Here is a 24,923-nt window from a genome sequence, read left to right on the forward strand (position 1 = left end):
GATGGTGGATAAGGGTATTTGCTTTATGCTGGCGCATGATGCTTGCGACCAGGTATTTCTCCCGTTAATTCAAATACTCGAACGATTTCGTCAATTTCTTTCTTCAGCTCGGAAAGAAGCTCAGCTTCAGGTACTTTGCGAATCAGTTCGCCATATCGGAACAACATGCCCTCGCCCCGAGCGCCTGCGATGCCAATATCAGCCTCACGAGCCTCGCCAGGTCCATTAACGGCACAGCCTAATACAGAAACCTTAATCGGAACCTTGATTTTTGAAATGTAATCCTCTACCTCGTTGGCAATAGAGAATAGGTCAATATCCAATCGTCCGCAGGTTGGACACGAAACAAGCGTCGCTGCATTCGTAATCAATCCAAAGGTCTTCAGGAGCTCGCGAGCTACCTTGACCTCTTCTACAGGATCAGCGCTAAGGCTGATGCGGACCGTATTGCCGATGCCAAGCGCCAGCAATGCCCCGATACCTGCGGAGCTCTTAATTGTGCCCGTATGCAGCGTACCTGCTTCCGTAATGCCTAAATGCAACGGATATTTGATGACTTTAGCAGCCATGCTATAAGCTGCAATGGCCATCGGTACGTCTGAAGCTTTAAGAGAGACAATAATATCGTGGAAATCGAGCTCTTCCAAAATGCCGATATGGAACAAGGCGCTCTCAACCATTGCTTCTGGTGTCGGGTACCCGTACTTTTCAAGCAAATGGTTTTCAAGCGAGCCTGCATTTACGCCAATCCGAATCGGAATGCCTTTTTCCTTACAAGCCTTCACAACGGCTTCGACACGCTCGCGGCGTCCGATATTGCCCGGATTGATCCGAACCTTATCGATACCGTTCTCAATAGCAAGCAAAGCCAGTCGATAATCAAAATGAATGTCCGCAACAAGCGGAATATGAATGCGCTTCTTGATTTCTTTGATGGCTTCGGCCGCTTCCTTATTGTTCACGGTAACGCGCACAATCTGGCAGCCGGCTTCTTCTAAGCGTAATATTTCAGCAACAGTGGCATCCACGTCAGCTGTTTTCGTTGTACACATGCTCTGAATAATAACTTCGTTACTGCCGCCAATCGTTAGATCGCCGACTTTAACCGCTACCGTATCTTGACGCAAGTACATAAGCTAATCTCTCCCATGAACGTCAAAGTCCACCCTTAACTTGCGGCTAAAAAACCGCGCAGCAGGGTGGAAACAATGACGGTAGTCAAGCGTAATTTAACGCAAGATTACGCACTCTCTTCCTTTTTCTTGCTCTTCTTAGCCGTAAGCTCAGGCATAATTTTCTCTTGTACCGTTTGCTCTGTAATTAAGCAAGTGCTTAGATCATCACGTGATGGCACCTCGTACATAACCTCGAGCATAATGCTTTCAATAATGGCACGCAAGCCGCGAGCACCCGTATTGCGCTTAATCGCTTCCTTCGCAATAGCGTCAAGTGCCGCTGGTTCAAAATCAAGCTTAACATTGTCCATTTCAAGCAGCTTCTGGTACTGCTTCACGAGGGCATTCTTCGGTTCAGACAAAATCCGAACGAGCGCTGGCTCATCAAGCGGCTCCAATGTCGAAATGATCGGCAAACGTCCAACAAACTCAGGAATAAGTCCGAATTTCAGCAGATCCTCCGGCAATACCATTGTTAAGTATTCGCCAGCTTTCAGATCCTTCTGCAATTCACCTGCAGAGCTAAAGCCGATAACCTTCTTACCGATACGGCGTTTGATCAGTGATTCAAGTCCGTCGAACGCGCCGCCGCAAATGAATAAAATATTCGTCGTATCGATTTGAATAAATTCTTGATGCGGATGCTTGCGTCCACCTTGAGGAGGAACAGATGCAACCGTACCTTCCAATATTTTAAGCAGCGCTTGCTGAACACCCTCACCCGAAACATCACGTGTAATGGATGGGTTCTCTGATTTGCGCGCTACTTTATCAATCTCATCGATATAGATTATGCCGCGTTCCGCTTTCTCTACATCATAATCTGCAGCTTGAATGAGCTTAAGCAAGATGTTCTCAACGTCTTCCCCTACATATCCTGCTTCTGTAAGTGATGTTGCATCTGCAATCGCAAAAGGAACATTCAAAATTTTGGCCATCGTTTGCGCGAGCAAGGTTTTACCTGAACCCGTTGGTCCTAGCAGAAGAATATTACTCTTTTGCAGTTCAACGTCTTCAATCTTGCTGCCGGAATTAATACGCTTGTAATGGTTGTATACTGCTACAGACAAAGATTTTTTGGCAAATTCCTGACCGATGACATAAGAGTCCAGTATGGCACGGATATCTTTCGGCTTCGGAATGTCCTTAAGATCAAGCTCTTCCTCATTGCCGAGTTCTTCCTCAACAATTTCCGTACACAGCTCAATACACTCATCGCATATATAGACGCCGGGACCGGCAACCAGTTTACGCACTTGATCTTGCGATTTACCGCAGAACGAGCATTTCAACTGGCCTTTTTCGTCGTTGAATTTAAACATGTAATCACCCCTTTGATTAAATCGTGGATACCGGTGCAGTAATCACCTTGTCAATCAAACCGTAGGCAAGAGCCTCTTCCGCGCTCATGAAATTGTCACGGTCGGTATCGCGGTCGATTTTTTCATAAGGCTGTCCGGTGCGATCTACGTAAATTTGATTTAGCTTTTGTTTCGTTTTCAAAATCCAGTCCGCATGGATTTTGATATCAGAAGCTTGACCACGAACGCCGCCAAGCGGCTGGTGAATCATAACTTCCGCGTTTGGAAGCGCAAAGCGCTTGCCTTTGGCACCAGCTGTCAGCAGAAGCGAGCCCATGCTTGCAGCCATGCCCATACAAATCGTAGACACCTCAGGCTTAATATATTGCATCGTATCAAAAATACCCATTCCGGCTGTTACGGAGCCACCGGGAGAGTTAATGTACAGATGAATGTCTTTCTCTGGATCGTCGGCCGCCAGAAACAGCAGCTGTGCAATGATTGAATTTGCTACATCATCATCAATTGCACTCCCAAGGAAGATAATGCGGTCCTTCAGCAAACGAGAGTAAATATCGTAAGAACGTTCTCCACGATTTGTTTGTTCGACAACAACCGGTACTAGATTCATGCGACCAACCTCTTTTCGTTTATGACTTTTGTTACTTACTTATTGTAACACGTCATCGTAATGATGTCATTTTTCCATAATACAGTATACGACGACGGCCGTTCGATATGTACGGAGATTAGCCTCCAAAGCGTGCACAATTTCATATGTAGGGTCAAAATAAGGCACGTATCAACGACGTGCCTTATCCTGAGTCAAGCCATTATTCAATTTAAGTTATGTGATACTTTAAACATTTTTGGCTTCATGTTAAACAGTTTTGCTGTTTTCCACCAAAAATTTAATTGTTTTACGCAAAGTAATATCTTCTTTCAAGCTGTTCATATTGCCGTTTTGAACGAAGATTTCACGAAGCTCTTCAGCAGGACGGTTATAAGCTTTGGAAAGAGTTTCAAACTCAGCAACTACATCTTCATCCGTAATTTCGATTCCTTCTGCTTTGGCAATAGCTTCAAGCACAAGGTTGTTGCGAACGCGTTTTTCAGCATCCGAACGCATTTGCTCACGAAGAACCGTTTCGTTTTGGCCGGAGAACTGGAAGTATAAATCCATGTTCATGCCTTGCATTTTGAGACGGCTTTCGAAATCCTTGATCATGTAGTCTGTTTCAGCAACGATCATCGGCTCTGGAATTTCTACTTCAGCTGCAGCAGCAGCTTTCTCGATAATAACGCCATCACGAGCTGTTTCGCCTTCTTTTTCCTTGCGTTCTTTAAGCTTGCTCACAAGATCAGCCTTGTATTCTTCAAGCGTATCGAACTCACTTACGTCTTTAGCAAACTCATCATCCAAAGTTGGAAGCGATTTGCGTTTAATTTCATGCAATTTCACTTTGAATACGGCAGGCTTGCCAGCTAGGTGCTCTGCATGGTAGCTTTCAGGGAATGTCACTTCAACATCCTTGAAATCGCCGATTTGCATGCCAACTACTTGCTCTTCGAAGCCAGGAATGAACGAATTGGAACCAAGCTCCAGCGAATAACGCTCGCCTGCTCCGCCTTCGAAAGCTTCTCCGTCTACATAGCCGTCGAAATCGATAATCGTAATATCGCCATTCTGAGCTGGACCTTCTTCAATGACCGAAAGCTCAGCATGACGTTGTTGCAGACGCTCAAGCTCAGCCGCAATTTCCTCTTCTGTTACTTCCGTTTGTACCGCTTCAACTTCCAATCCTTTGTAGTCGCCAAGTGTAACTTCAGGCTTAACGATTACTTTTGCTTTGAATTTGAAAGATTCGCCTTTTGCGAATTGCTCAACATCAATCTCAGGACGATCAACAGGCTCGAGATTATGTTCTTTCACTGCGTCGGAATATGCATCTGGCAATAGAATATCAATTGCATCCTGATAAAGGCTTTCGATACCAAAACGGGATTCGAACATGCCGCGCGGCACTTTACCTTTACGGAATCCAGGTACATTTACTTTCTGAACGACTTTCTTAAATGCTTGATCAAGAGCAACAGCGACTTTCTCCGCTTCTACCTCCACGTCGATTGACACGATGTTCTTGTCTATTTTTTCCCAAGTTGCTTTCATTTTATGCCTTCCCCTCCGAAAATGCTCATGCATCACTAGTTTTTCACGTATCATAAACCATTCTATTATAAACAAGCTGGGCGATATTATCAAGACTCTGGTCCATCTTCTCCTATTTGCTGCAATAGTGCAACCTGTCTTAATGCCTTGCAAGCTTGCTCATAACGAAATCTTAGCCCTTCGGTAATGCCATATGTATCACGAATATCGTCATCATTTGCTGAGCCGTAAACGGTAAGCAGCAGCGTTAAATGCAGCGCCGCGGCAAAATAGTCGACCGTGTCCTCGTCTTCTCTCAGCATCCAATGATAGGCCGTTGTACCATACAAAAATTGCAAACTTTCTTTCCAGAGCTCTCTGGCAAAATGCGGTAAAGTCGGATCATCAACCTCCGCAACTTGCTCCGTTCGCTCTACAATACGATTTACCTGCAGAGGAAAATCATCCATAGACAGCGGAGTTTCACTTAGATCAAGCTCTACGGTTTCTCCAAGCCTCTCCAGCGTCAACGTACCAACAGCGCCTCGCTTACGAAGACATTGGAGCGCTTTAAACTGAACGACAGGGTGAACCTGCTCCGTTAGCAGCCAGTGCTTAATCGAATCATCCAAATCCGCTGATTGAATGTATGCTGCACGTTCTAAAGCGAGGATTTGCTGATCAATCATCGGATGATTCTGCATGATGTAGACTACCTGGTTCACATAAGCCTCATCTTGATCAGGAGGATTAAGAAGCTGCTCGCGAAACGTCGCCTCATCTTCTTCCTTCTCCTGCTTTGCAATGGTGAACCCAGTACCCGCCTCACCGATTCCGTCCTCGGGGAAAGCCATGTCAAGCCAAGTCAGAAGACTATCCCATTCTTCATAATGACGTGCGTCCTCGCCCTGACAATGCAGCAGGAAGCGAAGCAACTCCTTGGCCTCCCCGTATTGCTCCGCTTCCAGCATGCGCGTTAACTGAACCTGATAATGGTCAAGCATGCTGGGGAACAAATAAACGTTATCCTTGTTGTCATCTTGTGTGTCATTGGGAGTCGTTATAATAACACCGCCTTATGGTCGCTCCGTTTATTCATTGATCCAATCTTGCGTACGATTATACCATGTACAAGCAAAAGAAAAAACCAAGGGAGCAGTCACCCCTATTTTGAACGATAATTTTATATTTTTTAAAAAAAATTAAAATTTCTCTTGCAAATTATTAATCTTATGTGTTACATTATTGCTTGTGTCCTGGTAGCTCAGCTGGATAGAGCAACGCCCTTCTAAGGCGTCGGTCGGGGGTTCGAATCCCTCCCAGGACGCCATAACAATTAAACAGAATCATTCTAATGATATATATAAACCCGTAATCCCTTTATGAAACAAAGGAGTTGCGGGTTTTTCTAATTTATTGATAAATTTGAGATTGCGATAGGGTTTGAGTTTTTTTCACACATTTTTTACACACGACATAAACGTGCTGCTGCTGTTAACTTATGATAATAAACCTTATATGCTCTCAATCATAATTTGCTGTTTTAATAATTTAGTATTATACCTTAGATTTTCATCTTTTATCCCTTCCCCACCGTATATCGGTTAAGCAATAATTCAGAAACCATCTCATAACTACTAAACACCTCTAAAACTACAATCAAATGAAATGGTTTGGTGGTTTTTACTATTTAATGACATATCATGAATAGATAAATGATTAAGATGTAGTTTGAATCTGTCATTAACCATTAGCAGCATTGCTCGTTGTCTATGGACATAGGATCCGCTATTCCTACGTTTTAAAGGTTTCGGAGAAGTTTACGGACATGAGATCCGCTATATCCTTCTACGGGGGGTATTTTCCATGTATTTTGCACAAATAACGGCCATGATGTCCGCAAGCATTCCAGAACAAGCACATTGGCAGCATATAAGGGATCCTGTGTCCGCTAACGGCAAACGCACACACTCATTAACCACACTTTAACCGTTTCCCCATTAGTAATTTCAGTATATCAATAGGAAAATGGAGACCAATATAGTAGAATATTACCCAATAAAGCAATTATAAAATATCATTTAAAGGAGATCCTTCGATGCCCTTTTGTGTGAACTGCGGTACAAATAATTCAGAAGGCAATAAATTTTGCGGTAACTGCGGAACAAAAATGAATACGAATCAAGAAGAATCTCTCGCGGCTGATTCAGCGCCAAAGCCTGCTCCAACGCCGGCCGCCGGTCAGAATTCAGAAGTTACTTTATGGGAAGGCAAACCTAGCGGCGTGACCGATCGATTGAAAGAAGTAGCACATGTGAACTCGACGAATTATAAAGTAACTAATCAACGGATCATTGTCCGTACTGGTTTGATCGGTAAAAAGACCGAAGAGATTGAACTCATCCTTGTCAAGGACATTTCTGTACAACAGTCTTTATCTGACCGAGTGTTAGGCGTCGGATCAATAACGATTCTATCAAATGATAAATCTACCCCCGTGTTAGTACTCGATGACGTAAAAGATGTTCAGAATGTGAAGGATATTATTCGAAACGCCGTAAGAGAAGAAAAAGCAACCCATAACCTTAGCTATCGTGAGTATATGTAAATTGTCCACTTCGTTACTGCTCACTTAAAGTTAACCGTTCCTTTCGTATATGGGGGCCATGCTTCCAGTACGTTAAAGAACGGTTTTTTTCTGTTTTTTATAAAAAAACGGAACTGCCCCTCCAGTCATTTCTGACCTCTCGAGACACCTCCGATTGAAAACAAGTTTATACCGATAAGGTTGGATGCTTATCATTGACGAACTGATATAATTGCTCTGACTTCTCCTCGGTCAACAAACCGCTATTATCGAATACGAGAATAGAGGATGCGGGGATATCCCAGTTAATTTGCGGTACAAACTCAATCCGCCTCTCGAAGTCTGTCCAATTGTCCAGCTTCCATTGGTCGCGCTCAGTCTGGCGGCTAATGATTCGATCCCTCTGCAATTCCATATCCTGGAGCGTGACGACAACAACCTTAATATTCACATCCTGTTTCGTTAGGCCCGCATCAGAGATGACCTCTTCAATCCACTCTTTGTTTTTGAGCTCTGCTGTGAACGGGGAAATCATAAAAACGTTTTGGCCCGCTGCCAGATTCTCAATGCATACATCTTTTGCCGTATCATATTCCAAATCGCGCAAATGCTTTTTGTAATAATCCGAATCACGATCGCGCTTATCCAAGCCCTTCATCTCTAAGATGGCCTCAACAAATCTGCCGCCAATCGTATCCCGATCCAGAAAAGCAGCTGGGATTTGTTTCGCTAGCTTTCTAGCTACTGTTGTCTTGCCTGTACCTGCTACTCCTACGAAGAAAACTAACTTTTGCAAAAGGTAAACCCTCCACTATTTTTGTAGCATTATATCACTTTTTAATTTATTTTAATAGAATCATTTACTGCGAGCCAATCCATAGTGTTAGCCGATAAAGGAAGCAGTCTTATCCGCAGCACCCACAAACAGATGGATCACATAACAAGTGCGCTTCGGGACATGAATGAGAGCGTATTGGAGTTAAGCACGAAATCAGATCAAATTGGTATGATCGCTGCCGTTATAGCTGAAATGGCAGGACAGACGAAGCTTCTCGCCCTTAATGCCTCGATCGAAGCAGCCCGAGCAGACGAGCACGGGAAAGGGTTTGCCGTCGTAGCGAATGAAATACGGAAGCTTTCTGAGCTGTCCAATCAATCTGCGGCACAAATAAAAACGATTATCGAGGACGTGCAGCAATAACAGCTGGCACTCGGCATATCGCAATGACTATGAATGAGGTTGTTCAGTTCTCAACTGTATCGTCTAGCGAAACAAGAAAGATTGGACAATTGACTGAACAGCAGGTCCGAGCATACCATCAAGCGCTCCACTGCAACTAACCAGCTGGGGAAGCTCTCAGAGCGAATTGACAGCTTGGTTCGCGACATACGAGTGATTCACTAAAAAACAAACTGCGCCAAAAGGCACTTGACCTCTTGGCGCAGTTAATTTATTTCAATTTCATTTGCTCCTGAAGCTTCACGAGCTTTTGTCTTACCTTTTCACTAGCCAAAATTTGCTCCTTAAAAAGCTCGCGCGTCCCCGATTCTGATTCCTGATTCCCGCTTTGAAAGGCAGTGACTGTTATATCCTCGAAAGCTTGATGCATATTATTATCAAACCAGTCAGTCTCGGTATTTGCATCATTTCTTATGACTGCTTGTAGTTCATAACCACTATTTCTCGTTAAATCGACATAAGCTAGTACCGCTGGAACAGCCTTATCGTCGGTAACGGCCTCCACCTCAGCGCATAATAGGCCATTGCGCATAACAGACCTTCGTACATGGGCTTCTACAATCCGCAATGTATGCGACCTCCTGCCTCTTTCGTCAAAACAGCCCCATGGATTCAATATGCTGTTTTGTCGAATCGGTTCCCAATTCATAAATCCGCTTATAAATCCGTTGAATGAGCTCATCGTAGCCCGCATTCATTTCCTTATCGCTAGCTGAACCAAAAAGGCTGCTGGAGAAATGATACATCTCTGCCTCATCCATGCTGGACAGCTCATCGAACAGCTCTCTCAGCTTCACATGCTCTTCCTCGTTCATCTTCACGACCAGCTCATACGCCGCCGCATGCTGATCCTCTAATATTTGCCCCGCTGCCACCGATACATAATAGGTTTTGCGCTCCATATTATCAGTCTCATTATCAACCATCACTTATTTGCTCCTTTCCTTCACGCTTTACTTTTGCAGTCTCCCATAGCATCCCCCTTAGGACAGACATTTTATCCCTTTTTTCAGCATATAACTGATATTATCGCTAGATTACTCCTTTGAGAAGAATAAGAGAGGAATGAGATTAATGTGTGGAATTACCGGCTGGATCGACTGGAACCGTGATCTGACTAAGCAAAGTGAAAGCTTAGAGAAGATGACTGAAACTCTTGCACCGCGCGGTCCCGACGCTTCCGGCACGTGGATATCGGCGCATTGCGCTTTGGGCCATCGGCGTTTATCCGTAATAGACCCCGAGAATGGCGCTCAGCCCATGATTCGACATACTGGCGATGACAAATACGTCGTTGTCTACAACGGTGAATTATATAATGCTCCCGAGCTGCGCAAAGAACTCGAAAGCCGGGGAAGAACATTCACTACGAGCTGCGATACGGAAGTGCTGCTAGTTGCTTTTATGGAATGGGGCAAAGCATGTGTAGAGCGATTTAACGGAATATTCGCATTTGCAATATGGAATGTTGAGCAGCAGGAGCTGTTTTTAGCCCGTGATCGTCTTGGGGTAAAACCGCTGTTCTACAGCACACAGGATGGACTGTTTATTTTTGGTTCAGAGCAGAAATGTATATTGGCACATCCATCAGTAAAGCCGGAGGTTGGGGCGGAAGGGCTGGCAGAAATCTTTATACTAGGGCCTGCCCGTACACCAGGCCATGGTGTTTATAAACAAATTAGCGAGCTTCGGCCTGGTCGATGCATGGTTGTGAATCATGTAGGAGTGAGAACAATAACGTATTGGCAGCTTGAGAGCCATCCACATGAGCATGATGTAGATGCAACTGCTGAGCATGTAAAAGAGCTGCTGAAGGATACGGTAGAGCGGCAGCTTGTTTCTGACGTTCCTGTATGCACCCTACTGTCCGGCGGGCTTGATTCCAGCGCTTTAACAACGCTTGCGGTTAACTATTACAATCAGAATGGGCAAGGCAACGTGCATACGTATTCTGTCGATTACACGGATAATGATAAGAACTTCGTTGCGCATGCATTTCAGCCGAACAGCGATGCTCCATGGATAGAGCGAATGACTTCTCATTTGGGCACCATCCATCATCCTATTCAATTTGACACACCTGAGCTTGTCGCAGCTTTAAGCGCCGCTACCTTCGCTCGCGACCTTCCTGGCATGGCCGATGTGGACGCATCCTTGCTGCTGTTCTGCCATGAAATCAAGAAGGATGCTACTGTAGCCATCTCTGGAGAGGCAGCAGATGAGATTTTTGGCGGATATCCTTGGTTTCATCGTGAAGAAGCTCTATCTGCAGACACCTTCCCTTGGTCACTCGCTTCTTCTATGCGCGCCGACCTATTAGCTCCGGATGTCGCCGCTTGGATTAAACCGCTGGATTACATTGGTGATCGCTATGCCGAAGCCAAAGCGGAAGTGCCGCATCTAGCAGGAGATAACGAACAGCTTCGCCAAATGCGCCAGATGTCGTATTTAAATATTACGCGCTTTATGCCTACCCTGCTTGACCGTAAGGATCGAATGAGTATGGCAGCAGGCCTTGAGGTACGTGTACCCTTCTGTGATCACCGGCTTGTTGAATATGTGTGGAATATCCCTTGGGAAATTAAAGCATCCGGTGATCGCGAGAAAGGAATTTTGCGCAAAGCGCTGCGAGGCGTTTTGCCGGATGATGTTCTTACCCGCAAAAAAAGCCCTTATCCCAAAACGCATAATCCGAATTATTTGACTGCAGTCAAAAGCCTGCTGCTTGATGTGCTGAACGACTCCTCCTCCCCTCTTCTTCCGCTCATCAATGTACAGAAGGTGAGGGAGCTGGCAGAATCTGATACAGCCAAGTCGAATATACCATGGTTCGGTCAGCTCATGTCCGGCCCTCAGCTGTTTGCTTACTTGTATCAGGTGAATTTGTGGATGAAGCAATATAAAGTCACAATAGGCTAAAATCATTAATCTTACAGCAGCAGAGCTTCAGCCATATGAAAACACCCCCGTCCGCATCGATCCTGCTCAGCAGGCTTGATACGGGCGGGGGTGTTTCATTATATGGTACGTTTACGATTGCTCCAGCAGCGGCAACAGCCTTCTAAGCGCATCGCCGCGATGGCTGATTTCTTGCTTCTCATCCTTCGACAGCTCTGCCATACCGCGATTTATTGCAGGCAGCCAAAAGAGCGGATCATAGCCGAAGCCACCTGAACCATGTGCACGATCTGTAATAAAACCATCCACCGTGCCTTCTGCTTCAAGGAATTGGCCCGAGGCAGGATCATATAAGGCTAATGCGCAAACAAATTGTGCTTTACTAAGCAGCCGTGATCCGTCAGCGAGCATCTCCAGAGCCGGTTCTGAACTTTCTCCGCAGATACGCTCCAGCTCTTGCAGAAGCTTCGCATTGTTATCGCTGTCCGCAGCGCCTTCTCCCGCGTAACGAGCCGAATAGACACCCGGCTCGCCATTCAGAAGCCCGACGCGCAAACCTGAGTCATCGGCCAGCACAGGTATGCCCAGCGCATCGCCTGTAGTCTTCGCTTTGATGCGTGCATTGTCCGCAAACGTCAGACCATCCTCGATAATATCCGGAATGTCTGGATAATCTAGAAGGCTTTCAGTCGTTTTTCCAAGCTTCTGCAAGGCGTGTGCGAACTCCTTTACCTTGCCCCCGTTTTTGGTAGCGACAACGATAACATCACCGCTTAAAAAAGAATGCTTAGCCATCGATGCTAACCTCCAATGCGTGCTGCCAACGGTCCAAGCACGTCGCGCTGCTTATTAATCAGCTCCGCGATTCCTTCTTCTCCCAGTGCGAGCAGCTGATTAAGCTCATCACGTGAGAACGGCGCATCCTCGCCAGTACCCTGCACTTCAACAAACTTGCCGCTGCCGGTCATCACAACGTTCATATCAACCTTAGCTTTGGAATCTTCCTCGTAATTAAGGTCAAGCAAAGCTCTTTCTTGGATGACGCCAACGCTTACCGAGGCTAAAAAGTCTGTAATCGGGTACCGAACAAACTGTACTTTCTCTGACAGCTTATTAATTGCAATGGCAAGAGCAATAAAAGCGCCCGTTATAGAAGTTGTCCGAGTTCCGCCATCCGCTTGAATAACATCACAGTCAAGCGTAATCGTTCTCTCGCCAAGCGCTTGTAGATCGATAACAGAGCGCAACGCTCGGCCGATTAAGCGTTGGATCTCCATCGTCCGCCCAGTTAGCTTTCCTTTTGCCGCTTCTCTAATATTGCGCGTATGAGTTGCACGAGGAAGCATTGCATATTCTGCTGTAATCCAGCCTTTGCCTTGACCCTTCATGAAAGGAGGGACGCGCTCCTCGACGCTCGCCGTACAAATAACTTTCGTATCTCCAAATTCGATGAGGACTGAGCCCTCTGCATGTTTATTTACGCCTGTTGTTATGGTAACCGCCCGAAGCTCGTTCGTTTGCCGCCCGTCATGTCTCATGCTTTTCCTCCTGAGTAAATCCATATTTATGTCATTTTATCCACTTTGCCGATGGATCACCAAAGCAAACGTCATAATCCATCCTATTTTACCAAAGTAGCATTCGAAATGCATCTGCTGAGGCGGAAAAAGTAAAATACGCTCGTGCTAACCATGTAATCAAAGGGAATGAACAAAAAAGAAGGCTTTCTCTAAGGTCATTGACCTTATCCGAAAGCCTTCTTCTGCATGTGTTTACTTTAGGATTTGATTGCGTTAACGTGATGCGGTCTGCCTACCGGCTCGCTGTAGGAGTTGTTGGCATCATCTACGATGTTCGAACCTCCGTTGAGCGTAATTTTCACTGTAGCGGCTTTCGAATTTTCCGTTACAGAAAGAACGATCGCTTGAAGCATCTCTGTCGGTACGGTTTGTCCCGACTGGAAAACCTCATCTTGTAAATCTACTGTGACAACATCGCCTTCTTGCGCGATATTGTTGATCTTCACATCTGGCAATATGACTGCTGTCAGCTCTTTTTTATTGAGCGGGCCTGAAATCAGCTGTTCTAGCGCAGCTTTTGTAGGCGTATCCGAACGGGCAATAAGCCTCGTTACCGGCACATAGTACTGCTCATCGTTTGAAGTTTGTGCTGAGAAGTAGAGCGTGACCGGCGTAGATTGTGCATAATTGACTCCGTCAGCCGCTTCTATATTAATCCCAATATTTCTTGTCAGCTTATTGTCCAGCGGGAAGGAATCAAGAGGCATTTCAGATAATTTGGTTCCTTCATGCCAGATTTCAACGCCTTCGATTCCCGGCATAGCCGTTAATGTCCATGTGATCGCTTCAACGATCTTCCGCTCATCCTGAGCATTGTAGTCGGTGAAGGCCTCTGAGAAGTCGACAACAGCCAGCTTCTGTTCCTTGTCGTATTTATAAGACTTGATTTGCGTTCCTTGCGGAATTAAAGCACGGAAATCTTTCGGAAGCAGGCTGGAATAAGTCCCGTTCTCCACCATCATTTCCAGCGCTTTCTGAGCCGCAGTTTCGTTTTTGCCTAATGTGGTCTGAATCGAAATAGGAGCCAAATATCCGTTGTAATCCTCTAAGTAAACAGTCATTGTATCTTGTCCAGCCAGGGCTGCCTGTCCGGTTTGAGCTCCGTCTAGTCCATCCTTCACCTCTACCTGCGGCGGATCGATTGTTTTGTTTGTTTGCTGTGAGAACAAGCCGCAGCCTGCTGTAATAATCGGAATAACCAGAACACCGCTAAGCACAGCACCCCTAATCCATCTTTTTTGAATCATATTAACCTTTCCTCCCTAATCAAGTTTTGCCTGACGGCTTTGTACAACTCCTTATTTGTAGTACTATGTATACGAGCCCTTCCCTGTTTTAGACCAGTTTTGTCCAGAAATTCATAAGGGGGATTAAAAACATGAACGAACCAGAAATTTACAGCCTGAATAGCCGAAAGGTGGCAGAAGCCACTGACGAATGGCTCATTAAACGCGGAATAACAAAAATGGCAATTGCCGAGCTCACTCACTTTTTGCAAAAGGATTATTTCCCTGGCTTAACGCCTGAGGATTGTATCGTGCATGTGGATGCTGTGCTTTCAAAGCGCGAGGTGCAAAATGCGGTATTAACCGGCATACAGCTCGATATTCTTGCGGAAGAAGGCAAACTGATGCCGCCGCTGCAGGATATGATCAAGCATGACGAAAGCCTTTACGGATGCGATGAAATTCTCGCTTTGTCCATCGTTAACGTGTACGGCAGTATCGGCTTTACGAACTTCGGTTATATTGACAAGCTGAAACCAGGCATTTTGGTGAGGCTGAATGATAAAAACAGTGGCGAGGTCCACACATTCCTGGATGACATCGTCGGTGCCATTGCGGCATCGGCAGCAAGCCGTATTGCTCATCGCAAGCAAGCGGAACGAGAAGGCGTCACCCAGCCCCCGCTCGATTAAAGGAAGCCAACGCTTATCTTTGAGGAGGACATGCTATGAACTATGAAATTTTCTATAAAGGCTCTTTCGCTATGCTTAAGGTTAATCTTAATCCGGGCGAGAATGTCAAGGCAGAAATGGGCGCAATGGTATCTATGTCGCCCAACATTGATCTTAAGGGAACCGTTGATGGCGGGATCATGCGCGGGCTTGGAAGAATGCTCAGCGGTGAAACCTTTTTCTTCCAAGAAATGACGGCTATGCGGGGTCAAGGAGAAGTTCTCCTTGCTCCCCCCTCCCTTGGGGACATCGAGGCTGTTGAGCTTGACGGTTCGTTTAAGCTCTATGTGCAGAAGGATGGCTTCTTGGCTGGCACTAGTGGAATTGAAGTCAATACGCGGATGCAGAATCTCAGTAGAGGCTTATTGTCTGGAGAAGGCTTCTTTATCGTTGAAATTAGCGGTAGAGGAACCGTGTTTCTTTCCTCATATGGAGCAATCCATGCTATTAATTTGAGTCATGGCGAAGAGGTCATCGTCGATAACGGGCATTTAGTCGCTTGGCCGGGATATATGAATTACACCATTGAAAAAGCTTCGAAGGGCTGGTTGTCCAGCATAACGAGCGGAGAAGGCTTAGTGTGCAGATTCCGAGGCGAAGGCATCGTACTCATTCAATCACGAAATCCCAAAAGCTTCGGTACCTGGTTGAAAAAATTCATACCTGGCGGTAACTAGCTGTTTATAATTAGAATGGAAGCTAAACGAACTCATATCTGCTCATTATCTTGGAAATAGAGCTAATTTCTAGCTCTATTTGTTTAAAAGTAAGCTAGGTTGGAGGAATAGAGCTAGTTTCTAGCTCTATTTCGTTCATCTATTATCGTATGAGCTCATATCTGCTCATTTTCTTAGAAATAGAGCTAATTTCTAGCTCTATTTGCTCAAAAATAAGCTAAGTTGGAGAAATAGAGCTAGTTTCTAGCTTTATTCCTCCTACAGTTATCGAATTTTTATAAAGGGGGGAGATAGTTTAGGTCTTTGATTATTCGAGACAACCCCTTCAATTCCAGTACGTATTCCGCCTCAACTCCCCCACGTTATATTCAAATCAGATTGCTCCCGAATCAAGTAACTGAAAAAGCTCCAGCTATTTACTATTCCAATTTCAGCAGCATCGCGATTGTTTAGTTTGAATCCGTCAGAAATGTTTTGTTCGGTAAATAATGCAGAGCACGGACGAAGCGCACCGTTCTGGTCTTTGCTCGCATGACGATGGAATGCGTCTCGGCACGTTGGTCAGGGAAATACTGCACCCCTCCCAAAAACTCGCCTGGCGTAACTCCAGTTGCCGCAAAATAAACATCGCCCGTTCCGATCATATCCTCCATCGTAAGCACCCGATAAGGGTCCTCGATCCCCATTTGTACGCAGCGATTATATTCATTGCCGTCAGCCGGGATCAAGCGCGCCTGCAGCTCGCCGCCTAGACATTTCAATGCTGCCGCAGCCAGCACACCCTCCGGCGCACCGCCAGAGCCTACATACAAATCAATGCCAGCCTCTGGAAATGCCGGCGCCATGGCACCTGCAACGTCACCATCCGACAAAAACTTAATACGGACACCTACCTTGCGCAGCACTTTAACAATAGCTTCATGACGTGTTCGATCCAATATCATAACAGTCAGATCCGACACTTTTTTATTTAACGCATCCGCCGCTTTGCGAAGCGTGACATCCATAGGGTCCGTAATGGAAAGCTTGCCGACAAGAGCCGGACCGAAGGCCAGCTTCTCCATATACATATCCGGGGCATGCAGCAGCTCGCCTTTGCCTGCGACCGCGAGAACCGACATCGCATTATTTAATCCTTTCGCTACAATTTCCGTCCCCTCAAGCGGATCAACTGCAACGTCAACCTCAGGCCCATTCAAGCTTCCTACCTCTTCACCGATATAAAGCATTGGCGCTTCATCCATTTCCCCTTCGCCAATGACGACTGTACCGCGTATGGATACGGAATCAAACATCGAGCGCATCGCCGACGTTGCTGCACCATCAGCGCTGTTCTTATCGCCTCTTCCCATCCAAGGCGCGGATGCAAGTGCCGCTAGTTCCGTTACTCTTACAAGTTCTAATGCCAATTCTCTCTCCATAATCCAGTCTCCCCCTGCTTTCTTATGACGGAATAAATCATTAGCATACATATTAAAGTCATTTCCGTTATATAATATGTATCATATATTTATATATGTCGCAATATATATTTCATTTCTTCATTAAACCATCATTATTGTAATGTACTAATTATTTATGAGATTCATATCTGTTAATAGAATGATAAAAGAGCGTTCTACACAGGTTTTGTCCTGTATAGATACGCTCTTTGACCGCAATATCAACCTATAGAATTAGAATGAATCAAGTTTAGATTTCAGCAGCTTCACGAATAGATACATTACCGATATAAATGATATGCTCTCCATCAGGCGTTGCCAAAGCTCCATTCACAACGTTGCCTAATAAAAATTTTAAAGTCAAACTGACATTCGTTGTCGGTAGCAGAGTGCTCTTATAAACGGTATCAGCTGCCCCTGTAATATTAAATAATAGGGCTTGGGAACTGTAGCCTGTAAGTTCAATCGATATCGGACGGTCAACGGATGACCATGCGTTAAAGCTAAGCTCGTAGGCTTTGCCTGCTTCCAGCTTGATCCCGCTCTGATTAAGCTGCGTAGACCAGCCTACTGGAATATTCCATTGCGGGTGCATGCCGCCGTTATTATAAATGGTGATCTGTGCTGCTCCATCTTTAACCTCATACTTGGAGTCTCCGCCATCACCAAACCAATGCTCCCAGTTGGCAGTACCGCTCGACATCCCGCCGTTCAACACAAGATTGCCATCAGCCGCATGAATTAATTGTGTGGCGCCCGCATCGTCAAAGCCTGCTGCCATCACTTGAATGACATAAAACCGATCGACTGTGAATACCTCTGCGTTAATTGCAATGATGCCAGGTTTAATTGAATATTGCCCAGCTGTCAAGGCCGTACCATTTACAGAGACAGCGTTAATCGCTGTTCTCCAAGCTTCATTATCAGAAAAGGTGATCTCTATATCGAAACCGAGCATATTGTCGGCGGCATCCGGAATTAATACCGGTGGCATAGAGAGCGTAGTTGTGCTGCGCACCTTCTCCCCAGCTGCCTCTTTTGCTCCTTTAAGCTCAAGACGAACATTACCAATGAATACTTCATGCGCAGCATTCGTTACTCCTGCTTGATTTCCCAATAGTAATTTAAAGCTGGTCTCATCATCCTTATTCATCGTAAACTCATAGCTGTACGACTGTGTCGCCTTATCGAGCTGCACCGCTTTATTCATATAACGGAAATAGGCACTGTTCTCAACAATAGCCTCTATCCGGCGCGGTGTACTCGCTCTTGCCGTAAATGTAAGCATATAGGTTTTGCCTTTCAATAACGCAAGCGATCCTTGCTGCAGCATAATATCCCATGCATTCTCGCCAGTATTAGCGATAGCAGCTTTCACACCTTCATGATCAGCCGAAAACACTGCGCTGGATGCCCCGTCATAAACACCCTGTATGTGCGTGCTCCAGTTGTTCATGCCTTCATCGAAATAACCGTTTTTGAGCGGGAAGGCTGCACTGCGCGCATCCTTCAGCTCTACACGAACGTTATCAACAAAAACATCATGTGCACCTAATGCAGCCGTACCATCGAGCTTACCTAACAGCAGCTTGAAGGATGCTGTCACGTCGCTCTGAACCGGCAGCTCGTAGCTGAACGTATGCTTCGCTTCCGTCAGCATTACCCTCTCCGATAAATAGCGAGTATTGCTCTGATTCTCGATAACTATTTCCATTTCGCGATTTGTTGATGCCCTTACGTCCAGCGATACCGTATAGGTTTTCCCTTTGTAAAGTGAAAAATCCGTCTGCATCAGCATGACATCCCACGGGTTGTTGCCCACACTCGCAAGAGATATTTTCATTTCACCATTCTCTACGGTAAAGGCTGTTGTCTGATCCCAGCCGTCATAGCGGCCCTGCACATGTTCACTCCAGTTCGCTTTCCCATTCGAGAAATCGCCGTTTTTCAGTGGAAATTGATGATCAAGCGACAACTCTCCAACACGTATCATTGAAACATCGTCCAAGTAAATATCACCTAGCTCACCGCCTAACAGAAATGCAACCTTACCACTTACATCTTTTGGATGCTCCATTGTAAATAGTACGGTGTGCTCTTTCATTTCTGTTGAAAGCTTAATTTCCTGCGGCGCAGCATATAAAGTTCCATCCTGCTTATACACCGCGACCTGAATGGATCTGTCAGCTTCCGCTCTCGCCTTGAACGTTATTTGATAATCATTGCCTTGGATTAAATTAATTCCTTTCTGCTCCAGCTTAATATCGCTAGGAACAGCTCCTGCGTCGGTAATAGCAACATGCAGCTCACGAATGTCAGCATCTACTGAAGCAATTGCCTTGCCCCCGGCAGCATCAAAATTCCAAAACGTCAACCGATCCGATCTGCCCAAATCGAAACTGCCATTATAGATGTGATTGCCATTCAAAGGCTCTTTAGGCGTGTTTTCATTATAAGGATCGGGCGATACGGTCTCTTGCAGCCGAACATTGCCGATCCACACCGGATTTGTGCTGAGACCCATATTGAACTCAAGCCTAGCAAGCGTATCGGTAGCATCCTTCATTTGGAAAACCATTTCATAAGACTGCAGCGAGTCTGTCAGCTTTGCATCCAAAACATCAGAATAAGTAGACCAGCCTCGATTGTCCCCGCCGCCAATCTTGACCGACATATTCCGATTCGCATTCGACTTCGCGTCAAAGGTCAGCTTATACCACCGGCCTTTACCAAGTGTGACATTCTGAATGAGCTGGACTGCGTGCACCGCATTGCCGCCTGACGTAATATCTGTTTTGGCATATTTGATTTGATCAAGTGTATCGACCGTCACCGATCCGTTACCCTGAAAAGTGTTGATATACAACAAATTCCAGTATTCACTATTCAATGATTGATCAGACTCCGTTACGATTTGGAATGGCTCATTAAAGCTGGAATCATAAACATAATTGCCGTCAATCGGCTTTTTATATTGCTCCGGATAAGGCTCCTCATCAATCGTTGGTTCAATTGGCGTCTTATAAGGCCTGCCTGCAAGTTCGTAGACACGTACATAATCGACTTCCATCTTGCCGGGAAGAAGGGATGGATCCGGATTACGATTGCCATCATAATTGCCGCCAACCGCTAGATTCAGAATCATATAGAAGGGCTTGTCGAATGGAGCAGGATAAGTATATTTTGCAGCCTCATCAGCTCCCCAGCTGTTCCAATTGTCCTGCTTCTGATACAAAACGCCATCCACGTACCAGCGTAATTCGCCTGGCTCCCACTCTAAGCCATAAGTATGGAAATCTGTTATATCCGTTCCCTCTTCGAATTCATAAGACGCGCCGGTATATTTGTTGTTTGGCCAGTTTTTTCCGTAATGGATCGTTCCCCCAACCTCTTTCGGCAAGCGTCCGCGCGCTTCCATGATGTCAATTTCTCCAGACGCCGCCCATGTGCCATACTCGCTGTCCTTCGGATACATCCAGAACGCAGGCCAAATGCCTTCGCCTACCGGCATTTTGATGCGCGCTTCGAATTTTCCGAATGTTTTGTTGAAGGTAGGCTGTGTATATATTCTCCCGGAGGTGTATGGCATGCCATCATAACCATCGTCCTTCGCTGTAATGGTCAATTTCCCATCTGCAACCGAAATATTCTCAGCACGATAATATTGCTGCTCATTATTTCCCCAGCCGTCCAGACCATATTCCGAGCCTGTACCCAGCTGGTAAGCCCATTTATCAAGATTTACGCCATTAGCATCTATGTTTTCCCCACTGCCGTCAAATTCATCGCTCCAAACAAGCTTCCATTCCTCTTTCGGCTTCTCCGGCTCATCTGTTGGCTGCGGCGTTGGTGTCGTACCTCCGCCTCCGCTTTGACCGGAAGTGGCAGGCAGTCTGCTTGTGGTAATTCCATTCTGTACAGAAAAACTGCTTCCACTAGCCAGCTTCATGTCGTTTAAGAGAGTGTCCGTTCCTCCATTATCAATTTGCGCTGCGGAACCTTTCACTGACAGTTTCGTCCCCGTCACTCCCGGCTCAACCGTTAACAAAGCAACGCTTGCATCTCTATCAATCTCCACATTGGCTGTTGATTCCACTATAAGATGCTGCGCCACCGACTTGCCTGACAATACAATGCGGATCGCTCCACCAGCTTTATTCACTACTACCTTATGGAGCTTCGCATTCATGAAATGAATGCTGTTAGCGCCCCCTCCATTGATATAAGCCGTTCCTTTCACTTCTACATCATTTAAATATACATCTCCCTCGCCTACTCCTTGTGTAAGAAATAAATCGCCGTCAATTACTGCCTCGTTCAATATAACGTCTGCCGTGTTGATGATCGTGTTTCCGGCGATGCTTAAATGATCATAACTTCCTGAAGCAAGAACAACCTCCGCTGCTAATCTATCCAGCAGTGTGACCGCCTCCGCACGTGTAATCGGTCTCATCGGCCGCAAGGTTCCATCTGGATAGCCCTTTATGTATTCTCCAGCCAGCAGCTGCTCAAGCGGAGCCTTCGCGTAAGACTGCACCTGATCATAATCCTTGAAGCCGGTTAGCCCGCTCCCCTTCAAGGATTGCAGTTGAAACAGCGCAGCTGTTATTTTCGCAGCCTCCTGCCTCGTAATAAGCGTATTGGGCTTGAAGCTGCCATCTGGGTAGCCCGATATAAATCCGGCTCCCTGAACAGCCATAATATCGTTGCTGTACCACGCACCAGCCTGAACATCTGTAAAGGAAATTGTGCCTTTCGCATTCAATCGAAATACGGTATTGACCAACTTCGTAAATTCAGCTCGTGTTATTTGACGGTCAGGCTGAATACCCCCATCCGGATAGCCATCAAGCATCCCTTTCGATATCCATTTCTGTAGCGAATCTTCACCCCAATGTACGGAATCTTCTCCCGCTGCTGAGTTCGCCGCGCTAAGGATTGGCAAGCTGCTTGTCAGCATCATGAATACTAATAAGACTGAAAGAATCTGTTTCTTCATGTTTTTTTCTACTTCCTCTCTAGTAAATTGAATGATAACGCTTTCTTTTAGAGCAAAATAAACAGCCTGCCCCTTTCAGCTCAATGATGAAACTGCAAGGTGACAGGCTGTTCGCTCGGTCTATTAAACTGTTACTGCTTTAAATAGATGCTGCTTCTAACTCATTTGTTTATTTCACGCTGTTGTACCAGTCGTTAACTTCCTTCGTAATCTGCTCGCCGCCAGATTTTTTCCAGTTTCCTACCATCGTATCGAATGAATCAACGGGTTGTTGTCCATAAACGATTTTGTTGAAAGTTTCATTAAGCAGCTTATTGAGAAGCTCGTTTTTGCTTTGCATCGTTTCAGTTAAAGGACCCATGTAGTAGTTCTTCATTCGAATTGCATTTTGGTCCATAACAACCTTCATTGCATCTGTATTTTCTTTCAAACGAGAAGTGAATTCTTGCTTCTCATAAGGAGTTACCGGATCAGCGCCGCCAGCAAGCTTTACATGTGTCTCTGCATACAACGTCGGGATACGAGCGCCTTCAAAAGTAATGGAATAGAAGAGCGGTGGCGCCGTTTGGTCTTTAAGGCCTGGGAATAGCTCCGGATACTTCGCAATATCCGCTGTGATCGAGCCATCAGGAAGCGTTGCATAATCATAACCTTCTGCAAAGCCCTTCTCGAATTCGCTGCCCGGCTGCGGGTTAGCCATATTATCGAAGAACCAGTTATAGTAGTGCAGGATTGCTTCTGGATTTTTTGATTTTTTATTAACGAACACATAACCGTTTGCCGGCGGATTGCCGCCTGCGGAACCGATTTTGCCGTCTGGACCTGCAGGAATCGGATATGCTTTGTATTTAGCGCCAGGAATATTTTTCAGCAGATCCGGGAAAGGCCATGCTGGAAGCCAGTTCGGTCCAAACATGATGCCCGCTTCTCCTTTTGTGAACAATTCGGAGCCCCTCGATTCATCAAGCAGGGCAGAGTCTTGCGAAATATAGCCTTTGTCCAGCCATTCTTTTAATTTCGATAATGCGTCTTTGGCGGCTGGATTAATAGAACCATGCTCCAGTGTTCCATCAGCAGTCAAATTCCATTGACCCGGCATTGTGCCGTAGGCACCGAATACGAATCCGATATCCGTCATCCAGTTAGCGAAGCCGTTTTTGAAGCCTGTTGCAAGACCAATCGTATTTGCTTTTTTGTCGCCGTCTGGATCTCCCTTAACGAACGCTTCCATAACGGTCTCCATCTCTGCAATTGTCGTTGGAGCTTTCAAGTTAAGCTTCTCCAGCCAGTCCTCGCGTATCCACATGACGTGGTCTGCGTTGTAAGCGTAATCCAAAATAGGCAAGGCCATTTTGTCGCCATTTCGAGTAATAGGCAGCCAGATCGTTGGATCAAGATCAAGGCCCGCTTTGTACGTATCATTCGCATATTTGTCAACCAAATCGCCAATTGGCATAAACTGTCCGGAATCAATCAGCATATTAACCGTTTCCATGTCGCCGCGGTACGTTACTACATCAGGCATTTCCTCGCCAGATGACAGCATAAGGCGCAGCTTCGTTTTGTAAGCGTCATTTGTATTCGTAACAACCCAGTTGTACTTAATATCGATGCCAAGTCTTTCTTTGATTAGACGGGTATGCACATTATCTTCAATCGTTTCGCCTTCTTTGAAGATAGATCCGTTTTGGTTAAGTCCCCATACTGTTGTTAACGTAATCGGTGTCGTGTATTTGCCGTCTGCAAAGCCTTCAGAGCTGCCCCCTTCAACCTTAGCTGGCTCGTTGCTTGCTTTGTTTGTTGCTGCAGGGCTTTTTGTTCCTTTGTTCGCGTTATTCCCAGAACACGCCGCGATTGCAAGCATAAATGTTAGTACCAATAAGACCGAAAGCCACTTCTTCATGCCTTTACCCCCGTAAGTTATATTTTGTTAATAATTACGATATATGTAATATCGTCTGTATCCAATATACTGCTCGCCTTACTGCTTCGAAAGACCATAATTTTGTTGTTGATGCCTTTTTCTTGCACTATTCCTTAACGGCCCCCAAAATGATCCCTTTCACGAAATATCGTTGTAAGAACGGGTAAACGAGCAAGATCGGCAGCGTTCCGATAAAAATTTGAGCGGATTTCACCGTGCGTTGTGAAATATGCTTAAGCTCATTGACATCGGGATTAATTTTATTGAAATCCTGCTGTACAATAATCGTTTGCAGGAAGGTTGATAATGGATATTTTCTATAATCTGTAATATATAGCAATCCATCAAACCATGAATTCCAATGTGTAACCATTGTAAATAATGAAATGGTCGCAAGCGCAGGCATCGATATCGGTAAAAACACACTCCATAGCGTTCGGAATTGTCCTGCCCCGTCAATTAGCGACGCTTCTTCCAGCTCCTTGGGAACTGCACGGAAAAAGTTCATCAGCAGTACCATATTGAATACATTGATGGCTCCTGGGAGAACAAGCGCCCAAATAGTGTTCATTAAATCCAAATTGCGGATAAGCATGTACGAAGGAACAATACCACCGCTGAACAGCATCGTAAAGAGGAAAAACCAAGTGTAGTAAGAACGGCTCTTAAAAATTTGCCCATCCTTCGAAAGTGCATAGCCTGCCAGAATCATCAGTGTCATGCCGACGAGTGTGCCAAGCGCCGTACGCTTAAGCCCAACGAACAAGGCATTGTGGAAATTATCATTATTTAATGTTTTTGCATAAGCATCAAAGTTAAAGCCGATCGGCCAAAGCTTGACGAGATTGGCGTTAGCCGGCGAACTGGCGCTTAAGCTGACCGCAAGAATATGAAGCAGTGGGATGACGCAGGATACGCAAATGACAGCAAGCAAAATATAATTAAAAATCGAAAATGCTTTATAACCTGATGTTTTGTGATACATGCCGTTTCT

The 24,923-nt window shown here is 45.6% G+C and carries 20 protein-coding genes and 1 tRNA gene; 6 read left to right on the plus strand and 15 right to left on the minus strand.

Annotated elements, in window-relative coordinates:
• Positions 1-23: 23 nt before the first annotated feature.
• From ispG to CEF13_RS21175, 5 genes are all read right to left on the minus strand, one after another.
• Positions 24-1,133, minus strand: coding sequence for a flavodoxin-dependent (E)-4-hydroxy-3-methylbut-2-enyl-diphosphate synthase (gene ispG, locus CEF13_RS21155; RefSeq protein WP_102713721.1), 1,110 nt, complete (start codon positions 1,131-1,133; stop codon positions 24-26).
• A gap of 107 nt (positions 1,134-1,240) precedes the next feature.
• Complete coding sequence (gene clpX, locus CEF13_RS21160; protein WP_102713723.1) at positions 1,241-2,497, minus strand: ATP-dependent protease ATP-binding subunit ClpX; 1,257 nt, start codon at positions 2,495-2,497, stop codon at positions 1,241-1,243.
• A gap of 16 nt (positions 2,498-2,513) precedes the next feature.
• A complete protein-coding gene (clpP, locus tag CEF13_RS21165; RefSeq protein ID WP_102713725.1) occupies positions 2,514-3,107 on the minus strand; it encodes an ATP-dependent Clp endopeptidase proteolytic subunit ClpP in 594 nt (197 codons plus the stop codon).
• A 249-nt stretch (positions 3,108-3,356) separates the two neighbouring features.
• A complete protein-coding gene (gene tig, locus CEF13_RS21170) occupies positions 3,357-4,646 on the minus strand; it encodes a trigger factor (RefSeq protein WP_102713727.1) in 1,290 nt (429 codons plus the stop codon).
• 89 nt (positions 4,647-4,735) lie between these two features.
• Positions 4,736-5,641 (minus strand): hypothetical protein, encoded by a 906-nt coding sequence (locus CEF13_RS21175; protein WP_244917111.1) that lies wholly within the window; start codon positions 5,639-5,641, stop codon positions 4,736-4,738.
• Between the two features lie 237 nt (positions 5,642-5,878).
• On the opposite strand from CEF13_RS21175, the gene CEF13_RS21180 reads away from it, so the two are divergent.
• Positions 5,879-5,955, plus strand: a tRNA-Arg gene (locus tag CEF13_RS21180).
• A 768-nt stretch (positions 5,956-6,723) separates the two neighbouring features.
• A complete protein-coding gene (locus tag CEF13_RS21185) occupies positions 6,724-7,233 on the plus strand; it encodes a PH domain-containing protein (protein ID WP_102716486.1) in 510 nt (169 codons plus the stop codon).
• 166 nt (positions 7,234-7,399) lie between these two features.
• On the opposite strand, the gene CEF13_RS21190 is transcribed toward CEF13_RS21185, so the two are convergent.
• Positions 7,400-8,008 carry a P-loop nucleotide/nucleoside kinase family protein gene (locus CEF13_RS21190; RefSeq protein ID WP_102713729.1) on the minus strand — a complete coding sequence of 203 codons (609 nt, stop codon included), beginning with the start codon at positions 8,006-8,008 and terminating at the stop codon, positions 7,400-7,402.
• A gap of 84 nt (positions 8,009-8,092) precedes the next feature.
• Here CEF13_RS21190 and CEF13_RS21195 point away from each other — a divergent pair, with 84 nt between their 5' ends.
• Positions 8,093-8,413 (plus strand): methyl-accepting chemotaxis protein, encoded by a 321-nt coding sequence (locus tag CEF13_RS21195; RefSeq protein WP_280531315.1) that lies wholly within the window; start codon positions 8,093-8,095, stop codon positions 8,411-8,413.
• 250 nt (positions 8,414-8,663) lie between these two features.
• Here CEF13_RS21195 and CEF13_RS21200 read toward each other — a convergent pair whose 3' ends face one another.
• Together CEF13_RS21200 and CEF13_RS21205 are read right to left on the minus strand one after the other, a co-directional pair.
• A complete protein-coding gene (locus tag CEF13_RS21200) occupies positions 8,664-9,020 on the minus strand; it encodes a carboxypeptidase (protein ID WP_102713733.1) in 357 nt (118 codons plus the stop codon).
• A gap of 25 nt (positions 9,021-9,045) precedes the next feature.
• Complete coding sequence (locus CEF13_RS21205; RefSeq protein WP_102713735.1) at positions 9,046-9,378, minus strand: hypothetical protein; 333 nt, start codon at positions 9,376-9,378, stop codon at positions 9,046-9,048.
• A 148-nt stretch (positions 9,379-9,526) separates the two neighbouring features.
• Between CEF13_RS21205 and asnB the strand changes: the two genes are divergently transcribed.
• Complete coding sequence (asnB, locus tag CEF13_RS21210) at positions 9,527-11,371, plus strand: asparagine synthase (glutamine-hydrolyzing) (RefSeq protein WP_102713737.1); 1,845 nt, start codon at positions 9,527-9,529, stop codon at positions 11,369-11,371.
• A gap of 111 nt (positions 11,372-11,482) precedes the next feature.
• On the opposite strand, the gene rdgB is transcribed toward asnB, so the two are convergent.
• From rdgB to CEF13_RS21225, 3 genes are all read right to left on the minus strand, one after another.
• Positions 11,483-12,145, minus strand: coding sequence for an RdgB/HAM1 family non-canonical purine NTP pyrophosphatase (rdgB, locus tag CEF13_RS21215; protein WP_102713739.1), 663 nt, complete (start codon positions 12,143-12,145; stop codon positions 11,483-11,485).
• Positions 12,146-12,150: 5 nt separating this feature from the next.
• Positions 12,151-12,888: a ribonuclease PH gene (rph, locus tag CEF13_RS21220; protein ID WP_102713741.1), complete on the minus strand. Its 738-nt coding sequence runs from the start codon at positions 12,886-12,888 to the stop codon at positions 12,151-12,153.
• Between the two features lie 239 nt (positions 12,889-13,127).
• Positions 13,128-14,177 (minus strand): GerMN domain-containing protein, encoded by a 1,050-nt coding sequence (locus tag CEF13_RS21225; protein WP_102713743.1) that lies wholly within the window; start codon positions 14,175-14,177, stop codon positions 13,128-13,130.
• A gap of 131 nt (positions 14,178-14,308) precedes the next feature.
• On the opposite strand from CEF13_RS21225, the gene CEF13_RS21230 reads away from it, so the two are divergent.
• Positions 14,309-14,848 carry a phosphatidylglycerophosphatase A family protein gene (locus CEF13_RS21230; protein ID WP_102713745.1) on the plus strand — a complete coding sequence of 180 codons (540 nt, stop codon included), beginning with the start codon at positions 14,309-14,311 and terminating at the stop codon, positions 14,846-14,848.
• A 35-nt stretch (positions 14,849-14,883) separates the two neighbouring features.
• A complete protein-coding gene (locus tag CEF13_RS21235; protein WP_102713747.1) occupies positions 14,884-15,564 on the plus strand; it encodes a TIGR00266 family protein in 681 nt (226 codons plus the stop codon).
• A gap of 449 nt (positions 15,565-16,013) precedes the next feature.
• On the opposite strand, the gene glpX is transcribed toward CEF13_RS21235, so the two are convergent.
• From glpX to CEF13_RS21255, 4 genes are all read right to left on the minus strand, one after another.
• Positions 16,014-16,985, minus strand: coding sequence for a class II fructose-bisphosphatase (gene glpX, locus CEF13_RS21240; protein WP_102713749.1), 972 nt, complete (start codon positions 16,983-16,985; stop codon positions 16,014-16,016).
• Positions 16,986-17,256: 271 nt separating this feature from the next.
• Positions 17,257-22,005 carry a carbohydrate binding domain-containing protein gene (locus CEF13_RS21245; RefSeq protein ID WP_102713751.1) on the minus strand — a complete coding sequence of 1,583 codons (4,749 nt, stop codon included), beginning with the start codon at positions 22,003-22,005 and terminating at the stop codon, positions 17,257-17,259.
• A 169-nt stretch (positions 22,006-22,174) separates the two neighbouring features.
• Positions 22,175-23,908, minus strand: coding sequence for an extracellular solute-binding protein (locus CEF13_RS21250; RefSeq protein WP_102713753.1), 1,734 nt, complete (start codon positions 23,906-23,908; stop codon positions 22,175-22,177).
• 127 nt (positions 23,909-24,035) lie between these two features.
• Positions 24,036-24,914 (minus strand): carbohydrate ABC transporter permease, encoded by an 879-nt coding sequence (locus tag CEF13_RS21255; protein ID WP_102713755.1) that lies wholly within the window; start codon positions 24,912-24,914, stop codon positions 24,036-24,038.
• Positions 24,915-24,923: the final 9 nt, after the last annotated feature.

Origin of the sequence: Paenibacillus castaneae, assembly GCF_002884445.1 — a bacterium.
GTDB classification, from domain to species: domain Bacteria; phylum Bacillota; class Bacilli; order Paenibacillales; family Paenibacillaceae; genus Pristimantibacillus; species Pristimantibacillus castaneae.

Coding starts and splice junctions, on each gene's coding strand:
- rdgB (WP_102713739.1), bottom strand. CDS start 12,145: ATGGCTAAGCATTCTTTTTTAAGCGGTGATGTTATCGTTGTCGCTACC.
- CEF13_RS21255 (WP_102713755.1), bottom strand. CDS start 24,914: ATGTATCACAAAACATCAGGTTATAAAGCATTTTCGATTTTTAATTAT.
- CEF13_RS21225 (WP_102713743.1), bottom strand. CDS start 14,177: ATGATTCAAAAAAGATGGATTAGGGGTGCTGTGCTTAGCGGTGTTCTG.
- CEF13_RS21250 (WP_102713753.1), bottom strand. CDS start 23,908: ATGAAGAAGTGGCTTTCGGTCTTATTGGTACTAACATTTATGCTTGCA.
- CEF13_RS21185 (WP_102716486.1), top strand. CDS start 6,724: ATGCCCTTTTGTGTGAACTGCGGTACAAATAATTCAGAAGGCAATAAA.
- rph (WP_102713741.1), bottom strand. CDS start 12,888: ATGAGACATGACGGGCGGCAAACGAACGAGCTTCGGGCGGTTACCATA.
- clpP (WP_102713725.1), bottom strand. CDS start 3,107: ATGAATCTAGTACCGGTTGTTGTCGAACAAACAAATCGTGGAGAACGT.
- asnB (WP_102713737.1), top strand. CDS start 9,527: ATGTGTGGAATTACCGGCTGGATCGACTGGAACCGTGATCTGACTAAG.
- CEF13_RS21230 (WP_102713745.1), top strand. CDS start 14,309: ATGAACGAACCAGAAATTTACAGCCTGAATAGCCGAAAGGTGGCAGAA.
- glpX (WP_102713749.1), bottom strand. CDS start 16,985: ATGGAGAGAGAATTGGCATTAGAACTTGTAAGAGTAACGGAACTAGCG.
- clpX (WP_102713723.1), bottom strand. CDS start 2,497: ATGTTTAAATTCAACGACGAAAAAGGCCAGTTGAAATGCTCGTTCTGC.
- ispG (WP_102713721.1), bottom strand. CDS start 1,133: ATGTACTTGCGTCAAGATACGGTAGCGGTTAAAGTCGGCGATCTAACG.
- CEF13_RS21205 (WP_102713735.1), bottom strand. CDS start 9,378: ATGGTTGATAATGAGACTGATAATATGGAGCGCAAAACCTATTATGTA.
- tig (WP_102713727.1), bottom strand. CDS start 4,646: ATGAAAGCAACTTGGGAAAAAATAGACAAGAACATCGTGTCAATCGAC.
- CEF13_RS21235 (WP_102713747.1), top strand. CDS start 14,884: ATGAACTATGAAATTTTCTATAAAGGCTCTTTCGCTATGCTTAAGGTT.
- CEF13_RS21245 (WP_102713751.1), bottom strand. CDS start 22,005: ATGAAGAAACAGATTCTTTCAGTCTTATTAGTATTCATGATGCTGACA.